16 protein-coding genes and 3 rRNA genes are annotated in these 25941 nt (G+C 70.0%); 6 read left to right on the top strand and 13 right to left on the bottom strand.

What is annotated here, in order from left to right:
• Positions 1-126 precede the first annotated feature (126 nt).
• The 5 genes from FHX78_RS20680 to mtnA all read right to left on the bottom strand — a co-directional run bounded on the left by FHX78_RS20680 (position 127) and on the right by mtnA (position 7324).
• Positions 127-1203, bottom strand: a complete 1077-nt coding sequence (locus tag FHX78_RS20680) for a ComF family protein (RefSeq protein ID WP_145868911.1) — start codon at positions 1201-1203, stop codon at positions 127-129.
• A gap of 76 nt (positions 1204-1279) precedes the next feature.
• The gene (locus FHX78_RS20675; protein ID WP_145868910.1) at positions 1280-3115 is read right to left on the bottom strand and encodes an LpqB family beta-propeller domain-containing protein; all 1836 of its coding nucleotides are present in this window, start codon (positions 3113-3115) and stop codon (positions 1280-1282) included.
• Positions 3105-5480, bottom strand: coding sequence for an MtrAB system histidine kinase MtrB (gene mtrB, locus FHX78_RS20670; protein WP_229924220.1), 2376 nt, complete (start codon positions 5478-5480; stop codon positions 3105-3107). The genes FHX78_RS20675 and mtrB overlap by 11 nt, the downstream gene beginning before the upstream one ends.
• Before the next feature lies 1 nt (position 5481).
• Positions 5482-6171, bottom strand: a complete 690-nt coding sequence (mtrA, locus tag FHX78_RS20665) for a two-component system response regulator MtrA (protein WP_189908751.1) — start codon at positions 6169-6171, stop codon at positions 5482-5484.
• Positions 6172-6175: 4 nt separating this feature from the next.
• Positions 6176-7324 (bottom strand): S-methyl-5-thioribose-1-phosphate isomerase, encoded by a 1149-nt coding sequence (mtnA, locus tag FHX78_RS20660; protein ID WP_145868908.1) that lies wholly within the window; start codon positions 7322-7324, stop codon positions 6176-6178.
• Between the two features lie 140 nt (positions 7325-7464).
• Here mtnA and FHX78_RS20655 point away from each other — a divergent pair, with 140 nt between their 5' ends.
• Genes FHX78_RS20655 through FHX78_RS20635 form a run of 5 tightly spaced genes read left to right on the top strand, consistent with a single transcriptional unit; the run spans position 7465 to position 13051 of the window.
• Complete coding sequence (locus FHX78_RS20655) at positions 7465-8805, top strand: proline-rich domain-containing protein (RefSeq protein WP_145868907.1); 1341 nt, start codon at positions 7465-7467, stop codon at positions 8803-8805.
• A 4-nt stretch (positions 8806-8809) separates the two neighbouring features.
• Complete coding sequence (locus FHX78_RS20650) at positions 8810-9559, top strand: DUF4129 domain-containing protein (RefSeq protein ID WP_145868906.1); 750 nt, start codon at positions 8810-8812, stop codon at positions 9557-9559.
• Positions 9556-10752: a DUF4350 domain-containing protein gene (locus tag FHX78_RS20645; protein WP_145868905.1), complete on the top strand. Its 1197-nt coding sequence runs from the start codon at positions 9556-9558 to the stop codon at positions 10750-10752. Before FHX78_RS20650 ends, FHX78_RS20645 begins: the two co-directional genes overlap by 4 nt.
• Entirely contained in the window at positions 10752-11741 is a 990-nt protein-coding gene (locus tag FHX78_RS20640) for an AAA family ATPase (protein WP_145868904.1), read from the top strand. Before FHX78_RS20645 ends, FHX78_RS20640 begins: the two co-directional genes overlap by 1 nt.
• Entirely contained in the window at positions 11741-13051 is a 1311-nt protein-coding gene (locus FHX78_RS20635; protein ID WP_145868903.1) for a DUF58 domain-containing protein, read from the top strand. The genes FHX78_RS20640 and FHX78_RS20635 overlap by 1 nt, the downstream gene beginning before the upstream one ends.
• Before the next feature lie 104 nt (positions 13052-13155).
• Here FHX78_RS20635 and rrf read toward each other — a convergent pair.
• The 4 genes from rrf to FHX78_RS20610 form a co-directional block, all read right to left on the bottom strand.
• Positions 13156-13272 (bottom strand): 5S ribosomal RNA (rrf, locus tag FHX78_RS20630).
• A gap of 84 nt (positions 13273-13356) precedes the next feature.
• A 23S ribosomal RNA gene (locus FHX78_RS20625) occupies positions 13357-16476 on the bottom strand.
• Between the two features lie 315 nt (positions 16477-16791).
• Positions 16792-18317, bottom strand: a 16S ribosomal RNA gene (locus FHX78_RS20620).
• Together the 16S, 23S and 5S rRNA genes form the textbook arrangement of a ribosomal RNA operon.
• Before the next feature lie 555 nt (positions 18318-18872).
• Positions 18873-19880 (bottom strand): stage II sporulation protein M, encoded by a 1008-nt coding sequence (locus FHX78_RS20610; protein WP_145868902.1) that lies wholly within the window; start codon positions 19878-19880, stop codon positions 18873-18875.
• A gap of 149 nt (positions 19881-20029) precedes the next feature.
• Between FHX78_RS20610 and FHX78_RS20605 the strand changes: the two genes are divergently transcribed.
• Entirely contained in the window at positions 20030-21037 is a 1008-nt protein-coding gene (locus FHX78_RS20605; RefSeq protein WP_145868901.1) for an RDD family protein, read from the top strand.
• Between the two features lie 19 nt (positions 21038-21056).
• Here the strand turns inward: FHX78_RS20605 and FHX78_RS20600 are convergent, their stop codons facing one another.
• From FHX78_RS20600 to manA, 4 genes are all read right to left on the bottom strand, one after another.
• Positions 21057-21671 carry a hypothetical protein gene (locus FHX78_RS20600; protein ID WP_145868900.1) on the bottom strand — a complete coding sequence of 205 codons (615 nt, stop codon included), beginning with the start codon at positions 21669-21671 and terminating at the stop codon, positions 21057-21059.
• A gap of 159 nt (positions 21672-21830) precedes the next feature.
• Complete coding sequence (ahcY, locus tag FHX78_RS20595; RefSeq protein ID WP_145868899.1) at positions 21831-23288, bottom strand: adenosylhomocysteinase; 1458 nt, start codon at positions 23286-23288, stop codon at positions 21831-21833.
• A gap of 311 nt (positions 23289-23599) precedes the next feature.
• Positions 23600-24580 carry a cation diffusion facilitator family transporter gene (locus tag FHX78_RS20590; protein ID WP_145868898.1) on the bottom strand — a complete coding sequence of 327 codons (981 nt, stop codon included), beginning with the start codon at positions 24578-24580 and terminating at the stop codon, positions 23600-23602.
• 144 nt (positions 24581-24724) lie between these two features.
• Positions 24725-25876: a mannose-6-phosphate isomerase, class I gene (manA, locus tag FHX78_RS20585; RefSeq protein WP_145868897.1), complete on the bottom strand. Its 1152-nt coding sequence runs from the start codon at positions 25874-25876 to the stop codon at positions 24725-24727.
• Positions 25877-25941 lie beyond the last annotated feature (65 nt).

Raw genomic sequence — 25941 nt, 5'->3', positions numbered from 1 at the left:
TGGCCTGCGGCTTTCCCTCTCAACCGAACATATCTCGCCGGGACGGAAGTCGTCACCCTCTACCGCGCCCTACCTCCATTCAGGTGAATTAGTCCTCTCATTACCTGCAACGACGCACGCACTCAGTCAGTTCCGGTGTATTTCGAAGGCGTTCGGTGATGCCGCGACGACGGCCGCGCACATCACGTCGATGATCCCGTCGGCGCCACCCGCGCCCGCCGCACCCGGCGCCCGGGCGGAGCACCGACCCGCACTCTGTTCAGCTGATCCGTTCCGCTGTTCCCCTCTCCTTTCCCGTGTCCCACCCGGGTACACGAACGCGGCCCCCGAAATACTCGAACCGGCGCCTGTTTCCGGCCCCGGACCGGGTGTCCCGTCCGGTTCCGCTTCCGGTGCCGCGGTCCGTGACCGCGCCCGCTCGGCGCCTGCCGCCCGCACCGCACGCGCGGCCTCGGCCAGCGACGCCCCGGTCGTCATCAGGTCGTCGACCAGCACGACCCGGCCCCCGGTGAGGAGCCGGCCGCACCCCGGGGCCACCGTCAGCGCCCCCGCGAGATTCGCCAGCCGCTGCCGGGAGTTGAGCCCCGACTGATCGGCCACCGCCCGTCGCTGCCGCAGCGCGGGAAGTACTCGGGCGGGTACCCCCGCACGCCGCAGCTCACCCGCCGCCGCGTACGCGATCCGCCGCGCGGGGTCGTGCCCGCGCGCCCGCACGGCCCGCCGCGCGGACGGCACGGGGACGAGCAGCACCACGCCGGCACCGGTGCCGTACGCCCCTCGGACGCGGCCCCCGCCCGACGTCCGTGCCACCGCCGCTCCCGGCGCCCCCGAGACACCCGGGGCACCCGAGGCATCCGGGGCACCCGAGGCACCTGACGCACCGGAGGCACCAGACTCCCCCGACGAAGCCGCCCCCAGCCCCGCCCGCACCGCTCCCGCCAGGGCCTCGCCCAGCGGCCCGGAGAGGGCGAGGGCGCCCCGCTCCTTGTGGGCCAGCAACGCGGCGCGCACCTCGTCCGCGTACGGGGCCGCCGCATGGACCGGGGGCAGCCCGGCCGGCTCGGGCACCGGCCGCACCCGGCGCGGCGGGGCCCCGCTCAACGCCGTACGGCACGGTGTGCAGAGCACGGCGCGAGATCTGCCGCACCCGCCGCATTCGGCCGGAAGCACCAGGTCGGTGAGGTCCCGCCACCAGTCCCGCATGGGCCCACTGTGCCAACGCCCGCCGCCCCCGGCCACCCCTGTGGACAACCGGCGCGCGGCGGCGGGAGGGCCTGGCTCACCCCGGATAGACCGGCGCGGTCCCCTTCGTCACCTTCTGCCACTGCGCCCCCGAGGGCAGCCGGACGATCCCGTCCACGGAGTACGCCACCAGCGGCGCGCTCTCGTCCTCCGAGGCGGTGACCGCCTTGACGCCGGTCAGGGCGGCGGGCGGCGGCACGTCCGGCGTGGAGCCGTCGACCTCGACGTACTTCATCTGCTCCACACCCCCCTGCTCGCGCCCGACCACCACGAGCCGGCTGTCCCCGGCCCAGGACATGGCCGTGACCTGCTCCAGCTCGGGGGTCGCGGAGCGCAGGTCCCGCACGGTGACCGCGGGACGCTCGTCCGTCCCGCCGTCCGGCCTGCTCCGCTCGATCCGCCCGATCAGCAGGGAGTGCCGGTCGCCCTTCTCCACGACGAGCGCGATGCGCACCCCGTCGGCGGCCACCCGCACGGCCCGCACCCGGCCGTCGAGGCCCGGCGTCCGCACCTCCAGCGGCTCCTCGGCGCCGTCCTCCAGCAGGTACAGCCGCGGGGCCGCGGGGTCGCGGTCGGCCACCCAGAGCCCGCCCCGGGCGTCCCAGCTGGGCGTGGTGAGCCGGTCCTCCTCCGTCTTGCCCGCGCTGTGCAGCACGGGTTCGCCGAGGGAACCGCCCGGCTCCAGCGGGGCGACGAACAGCGACCTGCCGTCGAGCCCGACCCCGGCAGCGGTCTGCTCGTCGCGTGCGACCGCCACCGAACGCAGCGCCTTCTCGCCCTCACCCAGCGCACCGGGCACCGGGTCCGGCTCCGTGTCGCTGCTGCCCGCGGCGATCCGCACCACGCGGTGCTCGTCGTCGACGAAGTACAGGTTGTCGGGCGGGGGCGCGCCCGTGGTGGCCACCATCTCCGCGCCCTGCTGGGTGAGCAGGCACAAGGGCCCGCCACCGGCCCGCAGCTCGACCTCCTCCACCGCGGGACCGACCCCGCGCAGGGTGAACAGCAGCTGGGCCGCCATCTCCTCGCACCGGCCCGTGCCGACACCGGCCGCCCGGTCGTTGAGCGGCACGGTCAGCCTGCCCCGGTCGTCCGGCGTCAGCGGACCGGCGTCCTTCCGCAGCGCCGTCCCCGTGGGGAAGCCGGACCGCACGACGGGGTCCAGCCAGCTCGTCGGCCCGCCGACCAGGGAACGCACCATCTGGGTCGTCGGATCGACGTGACTGCGCACGTAGACGGGGTCGGCGACCGCCACCGGCGTGGTCCCGCCGGCGGTGCCCCCGTCGTTCGAGGCGAAGTAGTACTTGTTGACGGCCCTGTAGTTGCGCTGGAAGTCCGACTTCCCCATGACGACGCCCTGCGGCACCGCGTCGATGCGCCACTGGCCGTTCTCGGTGTCCTTGGTGAGGTGCACGAGCTTGGTGTAGGAGCCGGAGGCGGGCGCGTAGGACTGCTGCGCGTCCACGGTGGCGACCTTGGTCCCGGTCAGCGTGTAGGAGAGCGAGCCGATGTCCTGCCGGTCGGGACGGTCGGCCTGGGCGCCCGGCCCGTCCGACAGCACGGTGGTGGACAGCTCCGGCCGCCAGGTCTTCGCGGCCTCCCGCGTCAGATACTGGCGCGCGGTCTTGTAGTCCGGGTCGTCGCTGGTCAGCGCCTCCAGGAAGCCCTGCACGATCTGCGTGGGGGTGGCGTCCTCGCTCGGCGGCATGGCGAACACCCGTACCTGGGTGTCCTGCCGCGGCGTGGACTCGACGCCCCGCAGATCGCCGTCGTCGGGCATCGAGGCGCACCCGGCCAGCAGGACGACCCCGCCGGCGGCGTACGCCACCGTCCGCACCGATGCCCTCCGGCCGCGCCCACCGCGCTCACCGCCCACGCGATGCCTCCCCGTCCCGCTGCGCGTCTCGCGCCGCACTGTCGCCCCGTCCGCCGGCTTCGTCCCGGGTCCCGGTGCCGGAACCCGGTTCCGCGTCCCCGGCACCGCCCTCCGGCCGTCCCGCGCCCCCCGCGCCGCGGCCGCCGTCGGGCCGTCCGGCGTCACCGGCACGATCCGCCCGCGACGGCCGCCCGACGGCCCCGTCCGGGCCGGCCCCGTCACGTCCGGCACCGTCATCAGGTCCGTCACCGTGACGCCCGTCGTGGGAGCGCCCCGCGTCCCGCACCTCTCCGTGGCCGTCCCCGTCCCCGTCCCCGCCGTCCCCGACGGACGGCGAGCCGCCCGGACCACCCGGACCACCCGGCCCGCCCGCGCTCCGCGCCCCGGAGGCCGCTCCCGCGCCGCCGGGCCGGGACACCACGCGGGCGCCGTTGCCCGGCAGCGCCGTGGGGTCGGCCGTGGGGGTCACGGACGCCGGCCTCAGCGCCAACGGGTCCCGGACCGCCCGCGCGGACCCGTCGGCCCCCGGCTGCTGCGCCGGGACCGTGGCGCGCTTCTCGTCGTCCCCGCCGCCGCGCGGCAGCCCCGCGTCGTCCAGCCCCCGGTTGCGCCGCGAGTCCTTGGGCTCCAGGGGGATCGGGGAGCCCCGCAGCGGCTCGTCCGCGGTCCTGGGCAGCGTCAGCCGGAACTGCGAGCCGCCGCCCGGTTCGCCCCACGCCTGGAGCCAGCCGCCGTGCAGCCGCGCGTCCTCCAGGGCGATGGACAGCCCCAGCCCCGTACCGCCGGTGGTCCGCGCGCGTGCCGGGTCGGCCCGCCAGAAACGGCTGAACACCCGGGTCGCCTCCCCCGGCTTGAGCCCGACACCGTAGTCGCGCACCGCCACCGCCACCGCCCCGCCGGCCGCGGCCAGCTTCACGACGACGTCCTTGCCGTCGCCGTGCTCCACCGCGTTGACGACGAGGTTGCGCAGCACCCGCTCCACGCGGCGTGCGTCGGCCTCGGCGACGACGGGCTGCTGGTCACCGGTGATCCTGATCCGCGTGCCCTTGCGCTCGGCCAGCGGCTCCGCCCCGCTGACCACCCGCCGTACCACCTCGCGCAGGTCTATCGGCTCCGCCTCCAGCGCCGCCGCGCCGGCGTCGAACCGGCTGATCTCCAGCAGGTCCGCGAGCAGCGACTCGAACCGGTCCAGCTGGTCGGCGAGCAGTTCCGCCGACCGCGCGGTGACCGGGTCGAAGTCCTCGCGCGCCTCGTGGATGACGTCCGCGGCCATCCGCACCGTCGTCAGCGGCGTCCGCAGCTCGTGCGACACGTCCGACACGAACCGGCGCTGCATCCGCGACAGGTCCTCCAGCTGGTTGATCTTCAGCTGGAGGTTCTGCGCCATCTTGTTGAACGCCTCGCCCAGCCGCGCGATGTCGTCCTCGCCGGTGACCTTCATCCGTTCCTGCAGCCGCCCGGCGGACAGCCGCTCGGCGATCCCGGCCGCCATCCGCACCGGAGTGACGACCTGGCGCACCACGAGCCAGGCGATCGCCCCGAGGAGTACGACGACGAACAGCCCGGCGGTCGCCAGGGTGCCCTTGACCAGGCTGAGCGACCGCTCCTCCTGGGTGAGCGGGAACAGGTAGTACAGCTGGTACGGGTCGCCGTTGGGGTCGCTGACCTGCTTGCCGATCACCAGGCCGGGCTGGGAGTCCTTCTTGGTGTCGTAGACGATGCGCGTGTAGCTCTGCGCCGCCGAGGTGCTGGTGTCGATCCGCTCCCGCAGGGCCGCCGGCACGCTCGCCGTCGGGTTGACCTCACCGGAGGCGCGCGGACCGCGCCCGCTGCCGCTCTCGTCGCTCACGGGCAGGGTCACCACGTCGAAGGCTCCCTGACCACCGCTGGACAGCGATTCCACCAGGTCGCTCATCCACTGGATGACGCTCTGCGCGGGCCGGCCGTCCACCGCGGTGCCCTGGACGTCGGTGACGCTCACGGCCTCGTCGGCCTGCTGTTCGGCCACCGCGAACCCGCCGGTGGCCTGGCTCTGCGAGGCCTTCACCTTCGCGTCCAGCAGACCGTTGCGCACCTGCCCGATGACGACGAAGCCCAGCAGCAGGACCACGCCCAGCGACATCAGCAGCGTCGTGACGACGACCTTGAGCTGGATGTTGCGCCGCCACAGCCGCATGACGGGCAGCAGCGGCCGGCGCACCCAGCGCACGAACAGCCGGATGACCGGGCTGCCCTGGACCCCGCCCTGCAGCAGCCCGCCCTCGAGGAGGCGTCCCCAGCGCGAGCCCGCCGACTTCCGGCCGACAGGCCGCCCCGGACGGCCCCCGGACCGGCCGGGCGCCGAAGCGGCACTGTCACCGGACATGTCAGCTCGGTCCTGCCTTGTACCCGACACCACGGACGGTCACCACGATCTCCGGCTTCTCCGGGTCCTTCTCGACCTTGGAGCGCAGCCGCTGCACATGCACGTTGACCAGCCGGGTGTCCGCCGCGTGGCGGTACCCCCAGACCTGCTCCAACAGCACCTCGCGCGTGAACACCTGCCACGGCTTGCGGGCGAGCGCGACCAGCAGGTCGAACTCCAGCGGCGTCAGCGCGATCGACTGCCCCTCCCGCTTCACGGAGTGCCCGGCCACGTCGATCACCAGGTCACCGATGGCGAGCTGCTCCGGCGCCGGCTCCTCCGACCTGCGCAGCCGCGCCCGGATACGGGCCACCAGCTCCTTCGGCTTGAACGGCTTCACGATGTAGTCGTCGGCCCCGGACTCCAGGCCCACCACCACGTCGACGGTGTCGCTCTTCGCCGTGAGCATCACGATCGGCACCCCGGACTCCGCCCTGATCAGGCGGCACACCTCGATGCCGTCCCGTCCGGGCAGCATCAGGTCCAGCAGTACGAGATCGGGTTTGGCCTCACGGAAAGCGGCCAGCGCCTTGTCGCCGTCGGCTACGAAAGACGGCTCAAAACCTTCACCGCGCAACACGATGCCGAGCATCTCGGCCAGTGCGCTGTCGTCGTCGACGACAAGGACTCGTCCCTTCATAAACGACATCATCCCATTAGCTAATCGTTACCTGGCGTGACCTGGCACACAACGCGGCCAGAGCCTCGGTCGTCACGGGCGAAACTGCACCTTCTTCGGTGACGATCGCCGTCACCAGCTCCGGCGGCGTCACATCGAACGCCGGGTTGTACGCCTGCGTCCCCAGGGGTGCCACCGGAATCCCCCCTCCCGCCTCCGTTCCGGCCACCGGCACCTGCGGTGCCGTGACCTCGGTCACCTCGTGTCCGGGACGCTGTTCCACCTCGATCGACGCCCCGTCCGGCGTCCGGGGATCCACCGTCGTCACCGGTGCCACCACGATGAACGGCACATGGTGGTACCGCGCGAGCACCGCGAGCGGATAGCTCCCCACCTTGTTCGCCACCGATCCGTCGGCCGCGATGCGGTCCGCCCCGATGAGCACCGCGTCCACCTCGCCCGCCGCGAACAGCGATCCCGCCGCGTTGTCGGTGAGCAGGGTGTACGCCATGTCGCTGCGGGCCGCCTCGTACGCCGTCAGGCGAGCACCTTGCAGCAACGGACGCGTTTCGTCCACCCACAGGCGCCTGAGCCGCCCCGCCCGGTGCGCCGCCAGCGCCACCGCGAACGCCGTCCCCTCACCGCCCGACACCAGCGAACCGGTGTTGCAGTGCGTGAGGATACGGTGCCCGCCGCCGGGCAGCAGCTCGTCCAGCAGCGCCAGACCGTGCTCGGCCATCCGGGCACTGGCCTCGGCGTCCTCCCGGTGCAGTTGCCGCGCCGCGGCCAGCGCCGCCCCCGCCGCCTGCCGGGGGTCCCCGCCCCGCGCGAGCACGGCCCGGTGGGCGGAGTGCGCCCGGCGCACCCCCACGGCCAGGTTCACCGCGGTGGGCCGGGCGCTCTCCAGCGCCGCCGCCGCGTCGTCCACGTCGAAGCCCCGCACGGCGGCGAGCGCGACGCCGTAGGCGCCCGCGATGCCCAGCAGCGGGGCACCGCGCACGGCGAGCGAGCGGATCGCCTCCACCAGCGCGGACGCGTCCGTACAGACGAGTTCGACCTCCTCGGCCGGCAGCCTCGTCTGGTCCAGCAGAACCAGAACGGGCCCTTCGGGCGGCTCTTCCCAGCGCAGCGCCGGGATCTCGGTCGGCCGCTTGATGTCGCCGCTGTGCGCGTACTGATCAGCCATGCCGTCAGTCTGCCCCCTCCGGCGCGGACAATAGAAGGTACGCAGGCCCCACCTCGCCCGGACCGCCGATGACCACCCCATGGCACGATGGCAGCCAAGCTGCCGCCGCGACCGCGGACGGGCACCGTGAAGGAGCGACGATGAACGACACTCCGGGCTGGGCCTCGCCCGGATCCGCCCCGTCCGAAGGGCAGGAGCCGGCCGCGTCCGGACCTGCCGAGCCCGCCGGCCGCCAGGACCCCGAGCAGCCCGCGGACCAGCCCGAGCAGCCCGGCCGAGCCCCGCAGGAGCCGGGCGTCAAGTGGTCCAAGGAGCAGCCGCCGGCCGGCCAGTGGTCCGCGCCCACCGGCCCCACGGACCCGGCCGGTACTCCCCCGCCGCCACCGCCCGGACCGGGCTGGGGCACCCCGCCGCCCGGCGGCCACGGTGGCGGACCCGGTGGCGGACCCGGCGGCCACGGTGCCTGGGGAGGCGGCTGGGGCAACGGCTGGGGAGGCCCCCCGCCCGCGGCCAAGCCCGGCGTCATCCCGCTGCGCCCGCTCGGCGTCGGTGAGATCCTCGACGGCGCCGTCTCCACCATGCGCACCTACTGGCGCACGGTCCTCGGCATCTCGCTGACCGTCGCCGTCCTCACCGAGATCGTCGTCGTCCTCCTCCAGGGCCTCGTCCTGGACAGCTCCAGCACCGCGGCGCTCAACGACCCCAGCGCCACCCTCGGCGAGCTGACCGACGCCATGGGCGACGCCCTGCTCAACTCCGGCGTGGTCTTCCTGATCACCCTGGTCGGCACCGTCGCCGCCACCGCCCTGCTCACGACCGTCACCAGCCGCGCCGTACTCGGCAAGCCGGTCACCACCGGCGAGGCCTGGCGCGACGCGCGCCCCCAGGTCGTGAAGCTGTTCGGCCTGATCTGCCTGCTGCTGCTCATCACCGCCGGCATCATCACCGCCGGCGCGCTGCCCGGCTTCCTCGTGACCCTCGCGGCGGGCGGCGAAGTGGGCCTCGGACTCACCGTCCTGGGCGTGGTCGGCGCCGGTGTCCTCGCCCTGTGGCTGATGATCCGCTTTTCGCTGGCCTCGCCCACGCTGATGCTGGAGAAGCAGGGCATCGTGAAGGCGATGAGCCGCTCCGCCAAGCTGGTGCGCGGCTCCTGGTGGCGGGTCTTCGGCATCCAGCTGCTCGCCACGCTCATCGCCAACGTCGTCGCGTCGATCATCGTCATCCCGTTCACCTTCCTCGCCGCTGCCCTCGGCGGCGACGGCGTCTCCGGATTCCTCAACACCGCCGGCGGCGACATCGGCTGGACGTTCCTCATCGTGAGCGGCATCGGCTCGGTCATCGGCGCCATGATCACGTTCCCCATCACGGCCGGCGTCACCGTGCTCCTCTACATCGACCAGCGCATCCGCCGCGAAGCCCTCGACCTCGAACTGGCCCGCGCCGCGGGCGTCCCGGACCACGGCACCACCCCGGGGAGCTGATGCGGTGACCGCCACGGGGGGAGTTCTCACATCCGTACAGGCCCTGTCCGCGGCCGCGGACACGGCCGTGCGCCTGCTGCTGCGCGGCGACGACGAGCCGCCCGTCACCGTCCCGCGTGATCCCGCGCGGGAGGCGGCCCGGCGCGAGCTGTCCAAGCGCATGTACCGCGAGAACGACCCCAGCTGGTTCCAGCGGGCCCTCGACACCTTCTGGGAATGGGTCGGCAAGCTCTTCGACGCCGCCTCCACCGCCTCACCCGGCGGCACGCTCGGCCTCGTCGTCATCATCGCGGCCGTGATCGCCGTCCTGGGCGCCCTGTGGTGGCGCCTGGGCACTCCGCGCCGCCGGCCGACCACGGCACCCGCCCTGTTCGACGACCGCCCCCGCAACGCCGCCGAACACCGCGCGGCCGCCGAGGCCCATGCCGCCCAGGGCCACTGGAACCAGGCCGTCCAGGAACGCATGCGCGCCATCGTCCGCGCCCTGGAGGAACGCGCCCTGCTCGACCTGCGCCCCGGCCGCACCGCCGACGAGGCCGCCGCGGAAGCCGGCCGCGCCCTGCCCGCCCACACCGGCCCGCTGCACACCGCCGCCCGCGACTTCGACGACGTGACATACGGCGGCCGGGCCGCGACGGAGCAGTCGTACCGGCGCATCGCCGCACTCGACCACGACCTGGAGCGCACCACACCCCAGCTCGCCGGCAGCGCCCCGGGCACGGACACCACCGCCCGCCACGGAGCCGCCGGATGACGACCGAGGTCACCCACTCCGCCACCTCGGCCTCGCCCACCGCCCGCCAGGTGTGGACCCGCGCGCGGGGCGTCGCCCTCGCGCTGGTGCTGCTGCTCGCGGCGGCCGTCGCGATCGCCGTGGTCCGCTCCGACGCCCGGCACGGCGAACTCGACCCGCGCTCCGCAGACCCCTACGGCAGCCGCGCCGTCGCGGAGCTGCTGGCCGACCGCGGTGTGGACACCCGCGTGGTCACCACCCTCGACGAGGCCTCCGCCGCGGCCGCCCCCGACACCACCCTGCTGGTCGCCGTCCCCGACCTGCTGACCCCCAGTCAGCAGACCCGGCTGCACTCCGCCTTCGTCGGCTCCCGGGGCCGCACCGTCCTGGTCTCCTCCGGCAGCGCGTCCGTGGAACGGCTCGCCCCCGGCGTCACCGCCGACCCGGCCACCAGCTTCGACTCCACCCTCTCCCCCGACTGCGACCTGCCCGCGGCCCGCCGCGCCGGCACCGCCGACACCGGCGGCATCCGCTACACCACCACCCATCTCACCGCCGACGAGTGCTACCCCAGCGAGCGCCTGTCCACCCTGCTGCGCATCCCCGCACCCTCCGGCGACGGCGACACCGTCCTCCTCGGCTCGCCCGACATCCTCCTCAACGACAGCCTCGACGAGCACGGCAACGCCTCGCTCGCCCTGCAACTCCTCGGCTCGCGCCCCCATCTGGTCTGGTACCTCCCCTCACCCGCCGACGCCTCCACCGCCTCCTCAGAAGGCGAACGCGACCTCCTCGACCTGCTCCCCTCCGGCTGGCTGTGGGGCACCCTGCAACTCTTCTTCGCCGCCACCCTGGCCGCCCTGTGGCGGGCACGCCGACTCGGCCCCCTGGTGCCCGAGAAACTCCCCGTCGCAATCCGCGCCTCCGAAACCGTCGAAGGCCGCGCCCGCCTCTACCGCAAGACCGACGCCCGCGACCGCGCGGCCGCCGCTCTTCGCTCCGCCACCCGCACCCGACTCGCCCCCCTCGTAGGCGTCCCCACCCCTCAGGCACACGCGCCCGAGGCCCTGCTCCCCGCGCTGTCCGCCCACCTCAACGACGACGGACGGCCCCTGCACCCCCTCCTCTTCGGCCCGCCGCCCGGCGACGACGCGGCACTCATCCGGCTCGCCGACCACCTCGACGCCCTCGAAAGAGAGGTACGCCGTCCATGATGGACCCGACCACTGACAACGCCGCGCACACCGGGGACCCGGCCGCCGCCCGGGCCTCCCTGGAGGCCCTGCGCGCCGAGATCGCCAAGGCCGTGGTCGGCCAGGACCCCGCCGTGACCGGCCTCGTCGTCGCCCTGCTCTGCCGCGGCCACGTCCTGTTCGAAGGTGTCCCCGGCGTCGCCAAGACCCTCCTCGTCCGCGCCCTCGCCGCCGCCCTGGAGCTCGACACCAAGCGCGTCCAGTTCACCCCCGACCTCATGCCGAGCGACGTCACCGGTTCCCTGGTCTACGACGCCCGCACCGCCGAGTTCTCCTTCCAGCCCGGCCCGGTCTTCACCAACCTCCTCCTCGCGGACGAGATCAACCGCACGCCCCCGAAGACCCAGTCCTCCCTCCTCGAGGCCATGGAGGAACGCCAGGTCACCGTCGACGGCACCCCCCGCCCGCTCCCCGACCCGTTCCTGGTCGCCGCGACCCAGAACCCGGTCGAGTACGAGGGCACCTACCCCCTCCCCGAAGCCCAGCTGGACCGCTTCCTCCTCAAGCTCACCATCCCCCTCCCCTCCCGCCAGGACGAGATCGACGTCCTCACCCGCCACGCCGACGGCTTCAACCCCCGCGACCTGCGCGCCGCCGGCGTACGCCCCGTCGCGAACGCCGCCGACCTGGAAGCGGCCCGCCGCGCCGTCGCCACCACGACGATCTCCCCCGACATCACCGCCTACGTCGTGGACATCTGCCGCGCCACCCGCGAGTCGCCGTCCCTCACCCTCGGCGTCTCCCCCCGGGGCGCCACCGCGCTGATGGCCACGGCCCGCGCATGGGCCTGGCTCACCGGCCGCGACTACGTCATCCCCGACGACGTGAAGGCCCTCGCCCTCCCCACCCTCCGCCACCGCGTGCAGCTCCGCCCGGAGGCCGAGATGGAAGGCGTCACGACCGACTCGGTCATCAACGCGATCCTCGCCCACGTCCCCGTCCCCCGCTGATGGCCCTCACCGGACGCGCCGCCCTGCTCGCGGCCCTCGGCTCCCTCCCCGTAGGCATCTGGGACCCCGGCTGGACGGGCTTCCTCGCGGTGAACGCTCCCCTCGCGCTCGCCTGCGCCTGCGACGTCGCCCTGGCCGCCCCCGTACGCCACCTGCGCCTGACCCGCTCCGGCGACACCTCCGTACGGCTGGGCGACACCGCCGACGTCACCTTGACGGTCACCAACCCGTCCCGCCGCCCGCTGCGCGCCCGCGTCCGCGACGCCTGGCCCCCCAGCAGCTGGCAGCCCGGCACCGAGGCGGCGGCCTCCCGCCACCTCCTGACGATCCCCCCGGGCGAACGCCGACGCATCACCACCCGTCTGCGCCCCACCCGCCGCGGCGACCGCCAGGCCGACCGCGTCACCGTGCGCTCCTACGGCCCCCTCGGCCTCCTCGCCCGCCAGGGCACCCACCGGGTCCCCTGGACGGTGCGTGTCCTGCCGCCCTTCACCAGCCGCAAGCACCTGCCGTCCAAGCTGGCCCGGCTGCGCGAACTCGACGGCCGCACCAGCGTGCTCACCCGGGGCGAGGGCACGGAGTTCGACAGCCTGCGCGAGTACGTCCCCGGCGACGACACCCGCTCCATCGACTGGCGCGCGACCGCCCGCCAGTCCACCGTCGCGGTCCGCACCTGGCGTCCCGAACGCGACCGCCGCATCCTGCTGGTCCTCGACACCGGCCGCACCTCGGCGGGCCGCGTCGGCGACGCCCCCCGCCTGGATGCCTCGATGGACGCGGCCCTGCTCCTCGCGGCTCTCGCGTCCCGCGCCGGCGACCGCGTCGACCTGCTGGCCTACGACCGTAGGGTGCGGGCGCTCGTCCAGGGCCGCATGGCCGGCGACGTCCTCCCCTCCCTCGTCAACGCCCTCGCCACGCTCGAACCCGAGCTGATCGAGACGGACGCCCGGGGCCTGGCGGCCACGGCCCTGCGCACGGCGCCCCGCCGGTCCCTGATCGTGCTGCTCACCACGCTCGACGCGGCCCCCATCGAGGAGGGCCTGCTCCCCGTCCTGGCCCAGCTGACCCAGCGCCACACGGTTCTCCTGGCCTCCGTGGCCGACCCGCACGTCGCCAGGATGGCCACGGCACGCGGAAACACCGACGCAGTCTACGAGGCAGCGGCGGCAGCACAGGCCCAAGCGGAACGCGACCGCACCGCGGAACAACTACGCCGTCACGGCGTCACCGTGGTGGACGCGACTCCGGAGGAACTCCCCCCGGCCCTCGCGGACGCATACCTCGCTCTGAAGACAGCGGGTCGCTTGTAATTCCGGGAACTCTCCGGTCCCCTGGGACCGGAAGGCTCCCCCGATGTGCCCCCAAAACGCAGAAATCCCCCGTGCTGAAAAGCACGGGGGATTCCCCAAAAATTGTTCGGCGGCGTCCTACTCTCCCACAGGGTCCCCCCTGCAGTACCATCGGCGCTGTAAGGCTTAGCTTCCGGGTTCGGAATGTAACCGGGCGTTTCCCCTACGCTATGACCACCGAAACACTATGAAACAATCAACCGCACCACGCTGTGGACGTGGGGTTGTTCGTGGTTTCAGAACCAACACAGTGGACGCGAGCAACTGAGGACAAGCCCTCGGCCTATTAGTACCGGTCAACTCCACACGTTACCGTGCTTCCATATCCGGCCTATCAACCCAGTCGTCTACTGGGAGCCTTACCCTCTCTAGGAGGTGGGAGCCCTCATCTCGAAGCAGGCTTCCCGCTTAGATGCTTTCAGCGGTTATCCCTCCCGAACGTAGCCAACCAGCCATGCCCTTGGCAGAACAACTGGCACACCAGAGGTTCGTCCGTCCCGGTCCTCTCGTACTAGGGACAGCCCTTCTCAAGACTCCTACGCGCACAGCGGATAGGGACCGAACTGTCTCACGACGTTCTAAACCCAGCTCGCGTACCGCTTTAATGGGCGAACAGCCCAACCCTTGGGACCGACTCCAGCCCCAGGATGCGACGAGCCGACATCGAGGTGCCAAACCATCCCGTCGATATGGACTCTTGGGGAAGATCAGCCTGTTATCCCCGGGGTACCTTTTATCCGTTGAGCGACGGCGCTTCCACAAGCCACCGCCGGATCACTAGTCCCGACTTTCGTCCCTGCTCGACCCGTCGGTCTCACAGTCAAGCTCCCTTGTGCACTTACACTCAACACCTGATTGCCAACCAGGCTGAGGGAACCTTTGGGCGCCTCCGTTACCCTTTAGGAGGCAACCGCCCCAGTTAAACTACCCATCAGACACTGTCCCTGATCCGGATCACGGACCCAGGTTAGACATCCAGCACGACCAGACTGGTATTTCAACGACGACTCCACAACCACTGGCGTGGCCGCTTCAAAGTCTCCCAGCTATCCTACACAAGCCGAACCGAACACCAATATCAAACTGTAGTAAAGGTCCCGGGGTCTTTCCGTCCTGCTGCGCGAAACGAGCATCTTTACTCGTAGTGCAATTTCACCGGGCCTATGGTTGAGACAGTCGAGAAGTCGTTACGCCATTCGTGCAGGTCGGAACTTACCCGACAAGGAATTTCGCTACCTTAGGATGGTTATAGTTACCACCGCCGTTTACTGGCGCTTAAGTTCTCAGCTTCGCCCGGACGAATCCAAGCTAACCGGTCCCCTTAACGTTCCAGCACCGGGCAGGCGTCAGTCCGTATACATCGCCTTACGGCTTCGCACGGACCTGTGTTTTTAGTAAACAGTCGCTTCTCGCTGGTCTCTGCGGCCACCCCCAGCTCAAGCAGCAAGTGCTCTCACCGGACGTGGCCCCCCTTCTCCCGAAGTTACGGGGGCATTTTGCCGAGTTCCTTAACCATAGTTCACCCGAACGCCTCGGTATTCTCTACCTGACCACCTGAGTCGGTTTAGGGTACGGGCCGCCATGAAACTCGCTAGAGGCTTTTCTCGACAGCATAGGATCATCCACTTCACCACAATCGGCTCGGCATCAGGTCTCAGACTATTGCCAGGCGGATTTACCTACCTGACGTCCTACACCCTTACCCCGGGACAACCACCGCCCGGGATGGACTACCTTCCTGCGTCACCCCATCACTCACCTACTAACCGCTTGGGCCGGCGGCTCCACCACTTTCCTTTCCCCGAAGGGTCCGGAACGGCTTCACGGCCTTAGCATCACGATGCTCGATGTTTGACGCTTCACAGCGGGTACCGGAATATCAACCGGTTATCCATCGACTACGCCTGTCGGCCTCGCCTTAGGTCCCGACTTACCCTGGGCAGATCAGCTTGACCCAGGAACCCTTAGTCAATCGGCGCAAACGTTTCTCACGTTTGTATCGCTACTCATGCCTGCATTCTCACTCGTGAACCGTCCACAACTCGCTTCCGCGGCTGCTTCACCCGGCACACGACGCTCCCCTACCCATCCACACAGGCGTTGGCCCTCATATGTGAATGACACGACTTCGGCGGTACGCTTGAGCCCCGCTACATTGTCGGCGCGGAATCACTAGACCAGTGAGCTATTACGCACTCTTTCAAGGGTGGCTGCTTCTAAGCCAACCTCCTGGTTGTCTCTGCGACTCCACATCCTTTCCCACTTAGCGTACGCTTAGGGGCCTTAGTCGATGCTCTGGGCTGTTTCCCTCTCGACCATGGAGCTTATCCCCCACAGTCTCACTGCCGCGCTCTCACTTACCGGCATTCGGAGTTTGGCTAAGGTCAGTAACCCGGTAGGGCCCATCGCCTATCCAGTGCTCTACCTCCGGCAAGAAACACGCGACGCTGCACCTAAATGCATTTCGGGGAGAACCAGCTATCACGGAGTTTGATTGGCCTTTCACCCCTAACCACAGGTCATCCCCCAGGTTTTCAACCCTGGTGGGTTCGGTCCTCCACGAAGTCTTACCTCCGCTTCAACCTGCCCATGGCTAGATCACTCCGCTTCGGGTCTTGAGCGTGCTACTGAAACGCCCTATTCGGACTCGCTTTCGCTACGGCTACCCCACCCGGGTTAACCTCGCAACACACCGCAAACTCGCAGGCTCATTCTTCAAAAGGCACGCAGTCACGAGGATGGAGCAAGCTCCATCCCGACGCTCCCACGGCTTGTAGGCACACGGTTTCAGGTACTATTTCACTCCGCTCCCGCGGTACTTTTCACCATTCCCTCACGGTACTATCCGCTATCGGTCACCAGGGAATATTTAGGCTTAGCGGGTGGTCCCGCCAGATTCACACGGGATTTCTCGGGCCCCGTGCTACTTGGGTGTCTCTCAAACGAGCCGCTGACGTTTCGACTACGGGGGTCTTACCCTCTACGCCGGACCTTTCGCATGTCCTTCGCCTACATCAACGGTTTCTGACTCGTCTCATGGCCGGCAGACCATAAAAGAGAGATCCCACAACCCCGTATACGCAACCCCTGCCGGGTCTCACACGCATACGGTTTGGCCTCATCCGGTTTCGCTCGCCACTACTCCCGGAATCACGGTTGTTTTCTCTTCCTGCGGGTACTGAGATGTTTCACTTCCCCGCGTTCCCTCCACTTGCCCTATGTGTTCAGGCAAGGGTGACAGCCCATGACGACTGCCGGGTTTCCCCATTCGGACACCCCCGGATCAAAGCCTGGTTGACGACTCCCCGGGGCCTATCGTGGCCTCCCACGTCCTTCATCGGTTCCTGGTGCCAAGGCATCCACCGTGCGCCCTTAAAAACTTGGCCACAGATGCTCGCGTCCACTGTGCAGTTCTCAAACAACGACCAACCACCCGTCACAACCCACCGAAGCAGATTTTTACCGGGGCCGGCACTGAAGGCAGCCATACGGCCATACCCTCAGACACCCAACAGCGTGCCCGATCCAGTCCCACCCGGTGATCATGCGTTCCACGCTCTTGCGAGCAGTACTGGCAGCCACCGACCCGAGATCCGGACCGAGTAGTCAACGTTCCACCCATGAGCAACCAGCATCAGACGTTCGCTGATGTACTGGCCTCTGACCTCGTCCCGAAGGACTCGGTAAGAAGTGCTCCTTAGAAAGGAGGTGATCCAGCCGCACCTTCCGGTACGGCTACCTTGTTACGACTTCGTCCCAATCGCCAGTCCCACCTTCGACAGCTCCCTCCCACAAGGGGTTGGGCCACCGGCTTCGGGTGTTACCGACTTTCGTGACGTGACGGGCGGTGTGTACAAGGCCCGGGAACGTATTCACCGCAGCAATGCTGATCTGCGATTACTAGCGACTCCGACTTCATGGGGTCGAGTTGCAGACCCCAATCCGAACTGAGACCGGCTTTTTGAGATTCGCTCCACCTCGCGGTATCGCAGCTCATTGTACCGGCCATTGTAGCACGTGTGCAGCCCAAGACATAAGGGGCATGATGACTTGACGTCGTCCCCACCTTCCTCCGAGTTGACCCCGGCGGTCTCCCGTGAGTCCCCAGCACCACAAGGGCCTGCTGGCAACACGGGACAAGGGTTGCGCTCGTTGCGGGACTTAACCCAACATCTCACGACACGAGCTGACGACAGCCATGCACCACCTGTACACCGACCACAAGGGGGACCCTGTCTCCAGGGTTTTCCGGTGTATGTCAAGCCTTGGTAAGGTTCTTCGCGTTGCGTCGAATTAAGCCACATGCTCCGCCGCTTGTGCGGGCCCCCGTCAATTCCTTTGAGTTTTAGCCTTGCGGCCGTACTCCCCAGGCGGGGCACTTAATGCGTTAGCTGCGGCACGGACGACGTGGAATGTCGCCCACACCTAGTGCCCACCGTTTACGGCGTGGACTACCAGGGTATCTAATCCTGTTCGCTCCCCACGCTTTCGCTCCTCAGCGTCAGTATCGGCCCAGAGATCCGCCTTCGCCACCGGTGTTCCTCCTGATATCTGCGCATTTCACCGCTACACCAGGAATTCCGATCTCCCCTACCGAACTCTAGCCTGCCCGTATCGACTGCAGACCCGGGGTTAAGCCCCGGGCTTTCACAACCGACGTGACAAGCCGCCTACGAGCTCTTTACGCCCAATAATTCCGGACAACGCTCGCGCCCTACGTATTACCGCGGCTGCTGGCACGTAGTTAGCCGGCGCTTCTTCTGCAGGTACCGTCACTTTCGCTTCTTCCCTGCTGAAAGAGGTTTACAACCCGAAGGCCGTCATCCCTCACGCGGCGTCGCTGCATCAGGCTTTCGCCCATTGTGCAATATTCCCCACTGCTGCCTCCCGTAGGAGTCTGGGCCGTGTCTCAGTCCCAGTGTGGCCGGTCGCCCTCTCAGGCCGGCTACCCGTCGTCGCCTTGGTGAGCCATTACCTCACCAACAAGCTGATAGGCCGCGGGCTCATCCTGCACCGCCGGAGCTTTCGATCACCAAGGATGCCCAAGATGATCAGTATCCGGTATTAGACCCCGTTTCCAGGGCTTGTCCCAGAGTGCAGGGCAGATTGCCCACGTGTTACTCACCCGTTCGCCACTAATCCCCACCGAAGTGGTTCATCGTTCGACTTGCATGTGTTAAGCACGCCGCCAGCGTTCGTCCTGAGCCAGGATCAAACTCTCCGTGAATGTTTACCGGTAATCCGGTTTCCACCACGAGAGCGGAACCGGAGGAGGAATGATCCTCCGGTTCACAGCGTCCTCGCTGTGTTTTTTCAAAGGAACCTCGACCATCGGAAATCCGATGGACGGGGTATCAACATATCTGGCGTTGACTTTTGGCACGCTGTTGAGTTCTCAAGGAACGGACGCTTCCTTTGTACTCACCCTCTCGGGCTTTCCTCCGGGCGCTTCCCTTCGGTCTTGCGTTTCCGACTCTATCAGATCTTTCCGATCCGATTTCCTCGGTGCTTTCCAGGTTCCCGCTTTCGCGTTTCCCTTTCCGGCGGTTCCGACTTTATCAGAAGTTTCAGGGCGGACTGACCGGCCTTCGGTTTCCGATTTATCGGGAGGTGCTTCCTCGAAATCATCGTTTCGACGAGAAGCGGACAGACGCTCACTGTCGCCCTCTGGGTATAGCCCCATCTCCAGGCAACTGTTCGAATCTACCTCCCCGCCGGCTCCGTGTCAACGGCTCCTGCGGGGCGAAGAGGAGACTAGCAGCTCAACGGACCCACTCGCACATCAGGCGGCCGTGGGCACGTCGGCGCTGCGTTCCGATGCCTCCAGGTCGCCGGTCTCGCCCGCGCGCGCCGCACGTCCGCCCAGGACGTAGACGTACGCCAGGAAGGCCAGTTCGGCGGCGACGCCGATGGTGATGCGTGCCCAGGTGGGCAGGCCCGACGGAGTGACGAAGCCTTCGATGGCCCCGGAGACGAAGAGGACCAGGGCGAGACCGATCGCCATGGCCAGGGCCGCCCGGCCCTCTTCCGCGAGGGCTGTGCGCCTGGTGCGTGGGCCCGGGTCGATGACCGTCCAGCCGAGGCGCAGGCCGGTTCCGGCGGCGACGAAGACGGCGGTGAGTTCCAGCAGGCCGTGCGGCAGTACGAGGCCGAGGAAGGTGTCGAGGCGGCCGGCGGAGGACATGAGACCGAACCCGATGCCCAGGTTCAGCATGTTCTGGAAGAGGATCCAGAGGACCGGCAGGCCCAGGAAGACGCCCAGGATCAGGCAGAGGGCCGCGGCCCAGGCGTTGTTCGTCCAGACCTGGGCCGCGAAGGAGGCGGCCGGGTTGCTCGAGTAGTACGTCTCGTACTGGCCGCCGGGGCGGGTGAGCTCGCGCAGTTCGCTGGGGGCCGCGATGGTGGCCTGGACCTCGGGGTGGGTGCCTATCCACCAGCCGAGGAGCGCCGCGACGGCCGTGGAGAGCAGCGCCGTGGGCACCCACCAGTGGCGCGACGTGTAGACGGCGGCCGGGAAGCTGTGGGTCAGGAAGCGCGTGACGTCCCGCCACGACGCACGGCGGGCGCCTGTGACGGCGTTGCGCGCGCGGGCCACGAGTTGGCTGAGCCGGCCGGTGAGCTGCGGGTCGGGGGCGGCCGACCGGATCAGCGAGAGGTGGGTGGCCGTGCGCTGGTAGAGGACGACGAGTTCGTCGGCCTCCGCGCCGGTGAGGCGGCGACGGCGCCGGAGCAGGGCGTCGAGGCGGTCCCACTCCGCGCGGTGGGCGGAGACGAAGACGTCGAGGTCCATCGGTGTGCCTGCTCCTCGGCTGCTCGTCGGCGGTCGACCGGACCGGCGGAAACATGATCGGCTTGATCGGCTGGTCGTACTGCGGTGCGATCTGGCATCAGCTTGGCAGACTGGCGGTGTTCGGGGCAGGCCAGGGAAGGATGGCGGGCGTGAGTGAGCTGGTGACGGGCGAGGCGGTGGCGCTGGAGCTGCGCCCCGCGAGGCTGCCCAGCAGGGCGCTGGCCGTGCTGCTCGACCTGGCGGCGGCCCTGGCCGTCTACATCGCCGTGACCATCGCTCTGGTGACTGCCACGGCGTCACTGGACCGTGCGGCGCAGACGGCGATATCGATCGCGTCGTTCGTCCTCGTGCTGGTGGGCGGGCCGATCGTGGTCGAGACGCTGAGCCATGGGCGGTCGCTGGGGAAGCTGGCGTGCGGCCTGCGGGTGGTGCGGGACGACGGGGGGCCGATCCGCTTCCGGCACGCGCTGGTGCGGGGCCTGATCGGTGTGATCGAGATTCTGCTGACCCTCGGGGTGGTGGCCTGCGTCGCCTCGCTGGTTTCGGCGCGCGGGCGGCGGCTCGGCGACGTGTTCGCGGGGACCCTGGTCGTGCGGGAGCGGGTGCCGGTCGGGGAGGCGGGTTTCGTGCCGCCGCCTCCGCCCTGGCTCGCCGGGCGCTTCTCCGGGCTGGATCTGTCGGCGGTGCCCGACGGTCTGTGGCTGGCCGTGCGCCAGTACCTGACGCGGATGCGTCAGCTGGATCCGCAGGTCGGCTGGTCGATGGCGGAGCGGCTGGCCGCCGACCTGTCCGGGCGCACGGGGACGCCGGTGCCTCCGGGGGTGCCGCCGGCCGCGTATCTGGCGGCGGTGGTGCAGGAGCGGCAGGCCAGGGAGGCTCGGCGGGCCTTCGGGGCCGGGGCCGCCGCGGGTGGCGGGCCGGGAGGCACGACCGGTGTGGCGGGTGCGACGGGTGCGACGGGTGCGACGGGTGCGCACAGTGGGCCGGCGCCCGGGTATCCGTTCGCGGCCGTACCGCCGGAGGCTCGGGGGGCCGGTCCGTCGGCCGGTCCGGGAGCGGCCGTGCCCGGGGTTCCGGGTGCCGCGCCGCGGGACGAGGCGCCCCGGGACCGGGGGGTCTCCGACGGTCCCGCGACGGGGTTCGTGCCGCCGGCGTAGGTGCTCGCCGGCGGGGCGGTCAGTCGAAGACGGACGGTGGTGATTCGAGGTCCTCGAGCTCGATGCCGGGGGCCGCGAGGACCACGTCGCCGGCGAGGTGCACGGCGTGCTGTTCGCCCGTGTCCAGGGCTGTGACCTGGTATTCGTCCACGGTCAGGGGGCCGTTGTCAGTGGCGTGTGCTTCTCTGTTCACCAGCGCCCAGGACTGGTCCACGGTGCGCGGGGCGAGGACCGGTTCGGTGAAGGCGACGAGCCGGACGCGGGTGGCGGACGAGGAGGGGGCGAGGCGCAGGAGCCGGGCGGTGGCGACGAGGAAGGCGGGGGACGAGCCGGTGAAGGCGTGGGCGCGCACATTGCCTTCAGTGGCGTGGGTCCCGGTGGGGTCGGTGCGGACCCAGGTGACGCCGTCGAGGGCGGCGCCGCGGACCTGCCAGCTCGCGGCGTGCAGTTCGAGGCGGATGGGGCGGCCGAGTTCGTCGAGGGCGAGGTCGACCGAGCCCAGGTGATCGCCGGAGGGGGCGGTGAGCTGGGAGACGTAGCGCCAGCCGGAGGGGCCGGGGGCGCAGTGGAAGTGCTCGTGGGCGAGGGGGGTGTGATCGTGCGGATCGTGGAGCGAATAGCGGCCGCGGGGCATGGGGGTCCTGGGTCGTGACGGGCTGGGCCGGTCGCCGGTCCGCCAACGGGGCAGGCCCCCGGCACGGGGGTGCGGGGGCCTGCCTCGGAGGACGCGGAGTACCTGCCGCGGGGGTGCGCGTCCGTGCACGGGCGCGCACCCCGTGGCGGGGGCGTCGGCTCAGTAGCGGTAGTGGTCCGACTTGTACGGGCCCTCGACCTGCACGCCGATGTACTGGGCCTGCTCGGGGCGGAGCGTCGTCAGCTTCACGCCGAGCGCGTCCAGGTGGAGGCGGGCGACCTTCTCGTCGAGGTGCTTGGGCAGCACGTAGACCCCGGTCGGGTACTCGTCGGGCTTGGTGAACAGCTCGATCTGGGCCAGGGTCTGGTCCGCGAAGGAGTTGGACATCACGAACGACGGGTGACCGGTGGCGTTGCCCAGGTTCAGCAGGCGGCCCTCGGAGAGGACGATGATCTTCTTGCCGTCGGGGAAGGTCCAGGTGTGGACCTGCGGCTTGATCTCGTCCTTGACGATGCCGGGGATCCTGGCGAGGCCGGCCATGTCGATCTCGTTGTCGAAGTGGCCGATGTTGCCGACGATGGCCTGGTGCTTCATCTTGGCCATGTCCGAGGCCATGATGATGTCCTTGTTGCCGGTCGTGGTGACGAAGATGTCGGCCTTGTCGACGACCTCGTCGAGCGTGGTGACCTGGTAGCCGTCCATCGCCGCCTGAAGGGCGCAGATCGGGTCGATCTCGGTGATGATCACCCGGGCGCCCTGGCCGCGCAGGGACTCCGCGCAGCCCTTGCCCACGTCGCCGTAGCCGAAGACGACGGCGGTCTTGCCGCCGATCAGGGTGTCGGTGGCGCGGTTGATGCCGTCGATCAGGGAGTGGCGGCAGCCGTACTTATTGTCGAACTTCGACTTGGTGACGGCGTCGTTCACGTTGATCGCCGGGAACAGGAGGATGCCGTCGCGCTGCATCTCGTACAGGCGGTGGACGCCGGTCGTGGTCTCCTCGGTGACACCGCGGATCTCGGAGGAGAGCTGGGTCCACTTCTGCGGGTTCTCGCCCAGGGTGCGGTTGAGCAGTTCGAGGATGACGCGGTGCTCGTCGGACTCGGCGGTGTCGGGCGAGGGGGCCTTGCCGTCCTTCTCGTACTCGACGCCCTTGTGGACGAGGAGGGTGGCGTCACCACCGTCGTCGAGGATCATGTTGGGGCCGCCGGTGGGGCTGTCCGGCCAGGTCAGCGCCTGCTCCGTGCACCACCAGTACTCCTCGAGGGTCTCGCCCTTCCAGGCGAAGACCGGGACGCCCTGCGGGTTGTCGGGCGTGCCGTTCGGGCCGACGGCGATGGCGGCCGCGGCGTGGTCCTGGGTGGAGAAGATGTTGCAGGACGCCCAGCGGACCCGGGCGCCGAGGGCGACCAGGGTCTCGATGAGGACGGCGGTCTGCACGGTCATGTGCAGGGAGCCGGTGACACGGGCGCCGGCCAGGGGCTGGGCCTCGGCGTACTCCTTGCGGATCGCCATCAGGCCCGGCATCTCGTGCTCGGCGAGGGTGATCTCCTTGCGGCCGAACTCGGCCAGGGAGAGGTCGGCGACCTTGAAGTCCTGTCGGTTGTCGACAGTCGTCATTGCGAGCTGCTCCTCGGGGTGTGGGTCGAGAGGTACGGCTGGTCTGCGCGGCGGCGGACACAGGGGTGCCCAGGGGAGGACACAGGCATGCCCGCGTGCGCGCAGCGCAGTCCGTCGGAGGCCCTCTCTCCCTCGGCCGGTCCGCGGTGGGACCGCCCGACCGCCATCAGCAGCGACGTCTGGCTCCGTCCCAAGCTACACCGCCCGGCGCCGCCGCCCCCAGTCCGGCCGGGTACACATCAGGCCGATCTGGGGCCGGTGGACGCCGAAGGGCCCCGCCGGTGACCGGCGGGGCCCCTGTGACCGGTGGGTCAGTGAGCGGTGTCGTGCGGCGTGGGGCCGCCCGGGGTGGCCTCGGGGTCGGCGCCCTTGGCGGCCTCGGTCTCGCTGAAGATGTCGGGTTCGAGGTAGATGACGCGGGCGATCGGCACGGCCTCGCGGATGCGGGACTCGGCGGCGTCGATGGCGGCGGCGATCTCCGTTGCGGTGTCCTCGTGCCGGACGGCGATCTTCGCGGCGACCAGCAGTTCCTCGGGGCCGATGTGGAGGGTGCGCATGTGGATGATGCGGGTGACGGTGTCGCCGTCGACGACGGCCGCCTCGATCTTCCGGGTCTCCTCGGCGCCCGCCGCCTCACCGAGCAGCAGGGACTTCGTCTCGGCCGCGAGGACCAGGGCGATCAGGATGAGCAGGATGCCGATGCAGAGGGTGCCGATGCCGTCCCAGACGCTGTCGCCGGTGAGCACGGCGAGGCCGACGCCGCCGAGGGCGAGGACCAGGCCGACGAGCGCGCCGAGGTCCTCCAGGAGGACGACGGGCAGCTCGGGCGCCTTGGCGTGGCGGACGAACTCCTTCCAGGAGCGCTTGCCGCGCAGGACGTTGGACTCCTTGATGGCGGTGCGGAAGGAGAAGGTCTCGGCGATGATCGCGAAGACGAGCACGCCGACCGGCCAGTACCAGTGCTCCAGCTCGTGCGGGTGCTTGATCTTCTCGTAGCCCTCGTAGAGGGCGAACATGCCGCCGACCGAGAACAGCACGATGGAGACGAGGAAGGCGTAGATGTAGCGTTCGCGGCCGTACCCGAAGGGGTGCTGCGGGGTGGCCTGGCGCTGGGCCTTCTTGCCGCCGAGCAGCAGCAGGGCCTGGTTCCCGGAGTCGGCGAGCGAGTGCACGGACTCGGCGAGCATCGACGAGGAGCCGCTGAAGAGGAACGCCACGAACTTCGCTACCGCGATAGCGAGGTTGGCGGCGAGTGCCGCCACGATCGCCTTGGTGCCGCCTGACGCGCTCATGTGTTCGCGTTGTCCCTTCGTACGCCGTGTGCGGGCCCGGGCGGGCGTCTCGTACGCCGCCCGGGACTTCGCCCGTCCTGTGACGGTGGGCCATTGTTGCAGCACTCCGCGGCGACTGCGCGTCAGGTCGCCGTCACCGGGCGGTCAGGCGACGACCGTGGCCCTGAACAGTGTTCCGGTACCTGACACATCGGCTTTTTCACCGGCCGGGACGAACACGGACCGTCCCGGGGACAGCGCGTGGTCGCCCGCCCGTACGGAGCCGGCGGTGCACAGCAGGATCTGGGGGGTCGTCAGGGTGAGGTCGTGGGTGGCGCCGCCCTCGGGGAGGACGTAGCGGGAGAGCCGGAACTCGTCGATGGGGGTCTCGTAGACCTCTTCGCCGTCCGGGCCGGCCTCCGGGCGCAGGACGCCGGGGTCGCCGGCCTCGAAGCGGACGACGCGCAGGAGTTCGGGGACGTCGACGTGCTTGGGGGTGAGGCCGCAGCGCAGGACGTTGTCGGAGTTGGCCATGATCTCGACGCCGAGGCCGTCCAGGTAGGCGTGCGGCACGCCGGCGCCGAGGAAGAGGGCCTCGCCGGGCTGGAGCCGGACGTGGTTGAGGAGCATCGCGGCGATGACGCCGGGGTCGCCGGGGTAGTGGTGGGCGATGTCGGCGTAGGGGGCGTAGGCGCCGCCGAGGCGGTCGCAGGCGGCGGCCGCCTCCGTGACGGTGCGGGCCATCTCCTCGGGGTCGGCGCTCAGGATCGCGGTGAGGACCTCGCGCAGGGCCGCTTCCTCGGGGTGGGCGTGCAGCAGGTCGACGTACGGCTTGAGGGAGTCCACGCCGAGGCCGTCGAGGAGGTCGGCGGCGCGCAGCGGGTCGCGGAAGCCGCACAGCCCGTCGAACTCGGTCAGGGCGCAGATCAGTTCGGGCTTGTGGTTGGCGTCCTTGTAGTTGCGGTGCGGGGCGGTCACGGGCACGCCGCGGCGCTCCTCGTCCGCGTAGCCCTCCTTCGCCTGCGCCGGATCGGGGTGGACCTGGAGGGAGAGCGGGGCTCCGGCGGCGAGGAGTTTGAGGAGGAAGGGCAGGCGGGGGCCGAACTTGGCGACCGAGTCCGGGCCGAGTTCCCTCTCCGGGTCGGCGTCGATGACCTCGACGAGCGTGCCCCGGTCGGTGCGCGAGGGCGCGCCGGGGTGGGCGCCCATCCACATCTCCGCCTGCGGCTCGCCGGTCGGTTCGGTGCCGAGCAGTCGCGGGAGGGCGGTGGTGGAACCCCAGGCGTAGGGGCGGATGGTGTTGTCGAGGCGGTCCATGGGGTTCTCTGCGTTCCTTCTGCCGGTTCTCGTGCGTGCGCGCGGAGGGGAGGGAGGGTCAGGGT

It is taken from the genome of Streptomyces capillispiralis (assembly GCF_007829875.1).
GTDB lineage: Bacteria > Actinomycetota > Actinomycetes > Streptomycetales > Streptomycetaceae > Streptomyces > Streptomyces capillispiralis.
This window is presented reverse-complemented; position numbering and strand designations above follow the sequence as displayed.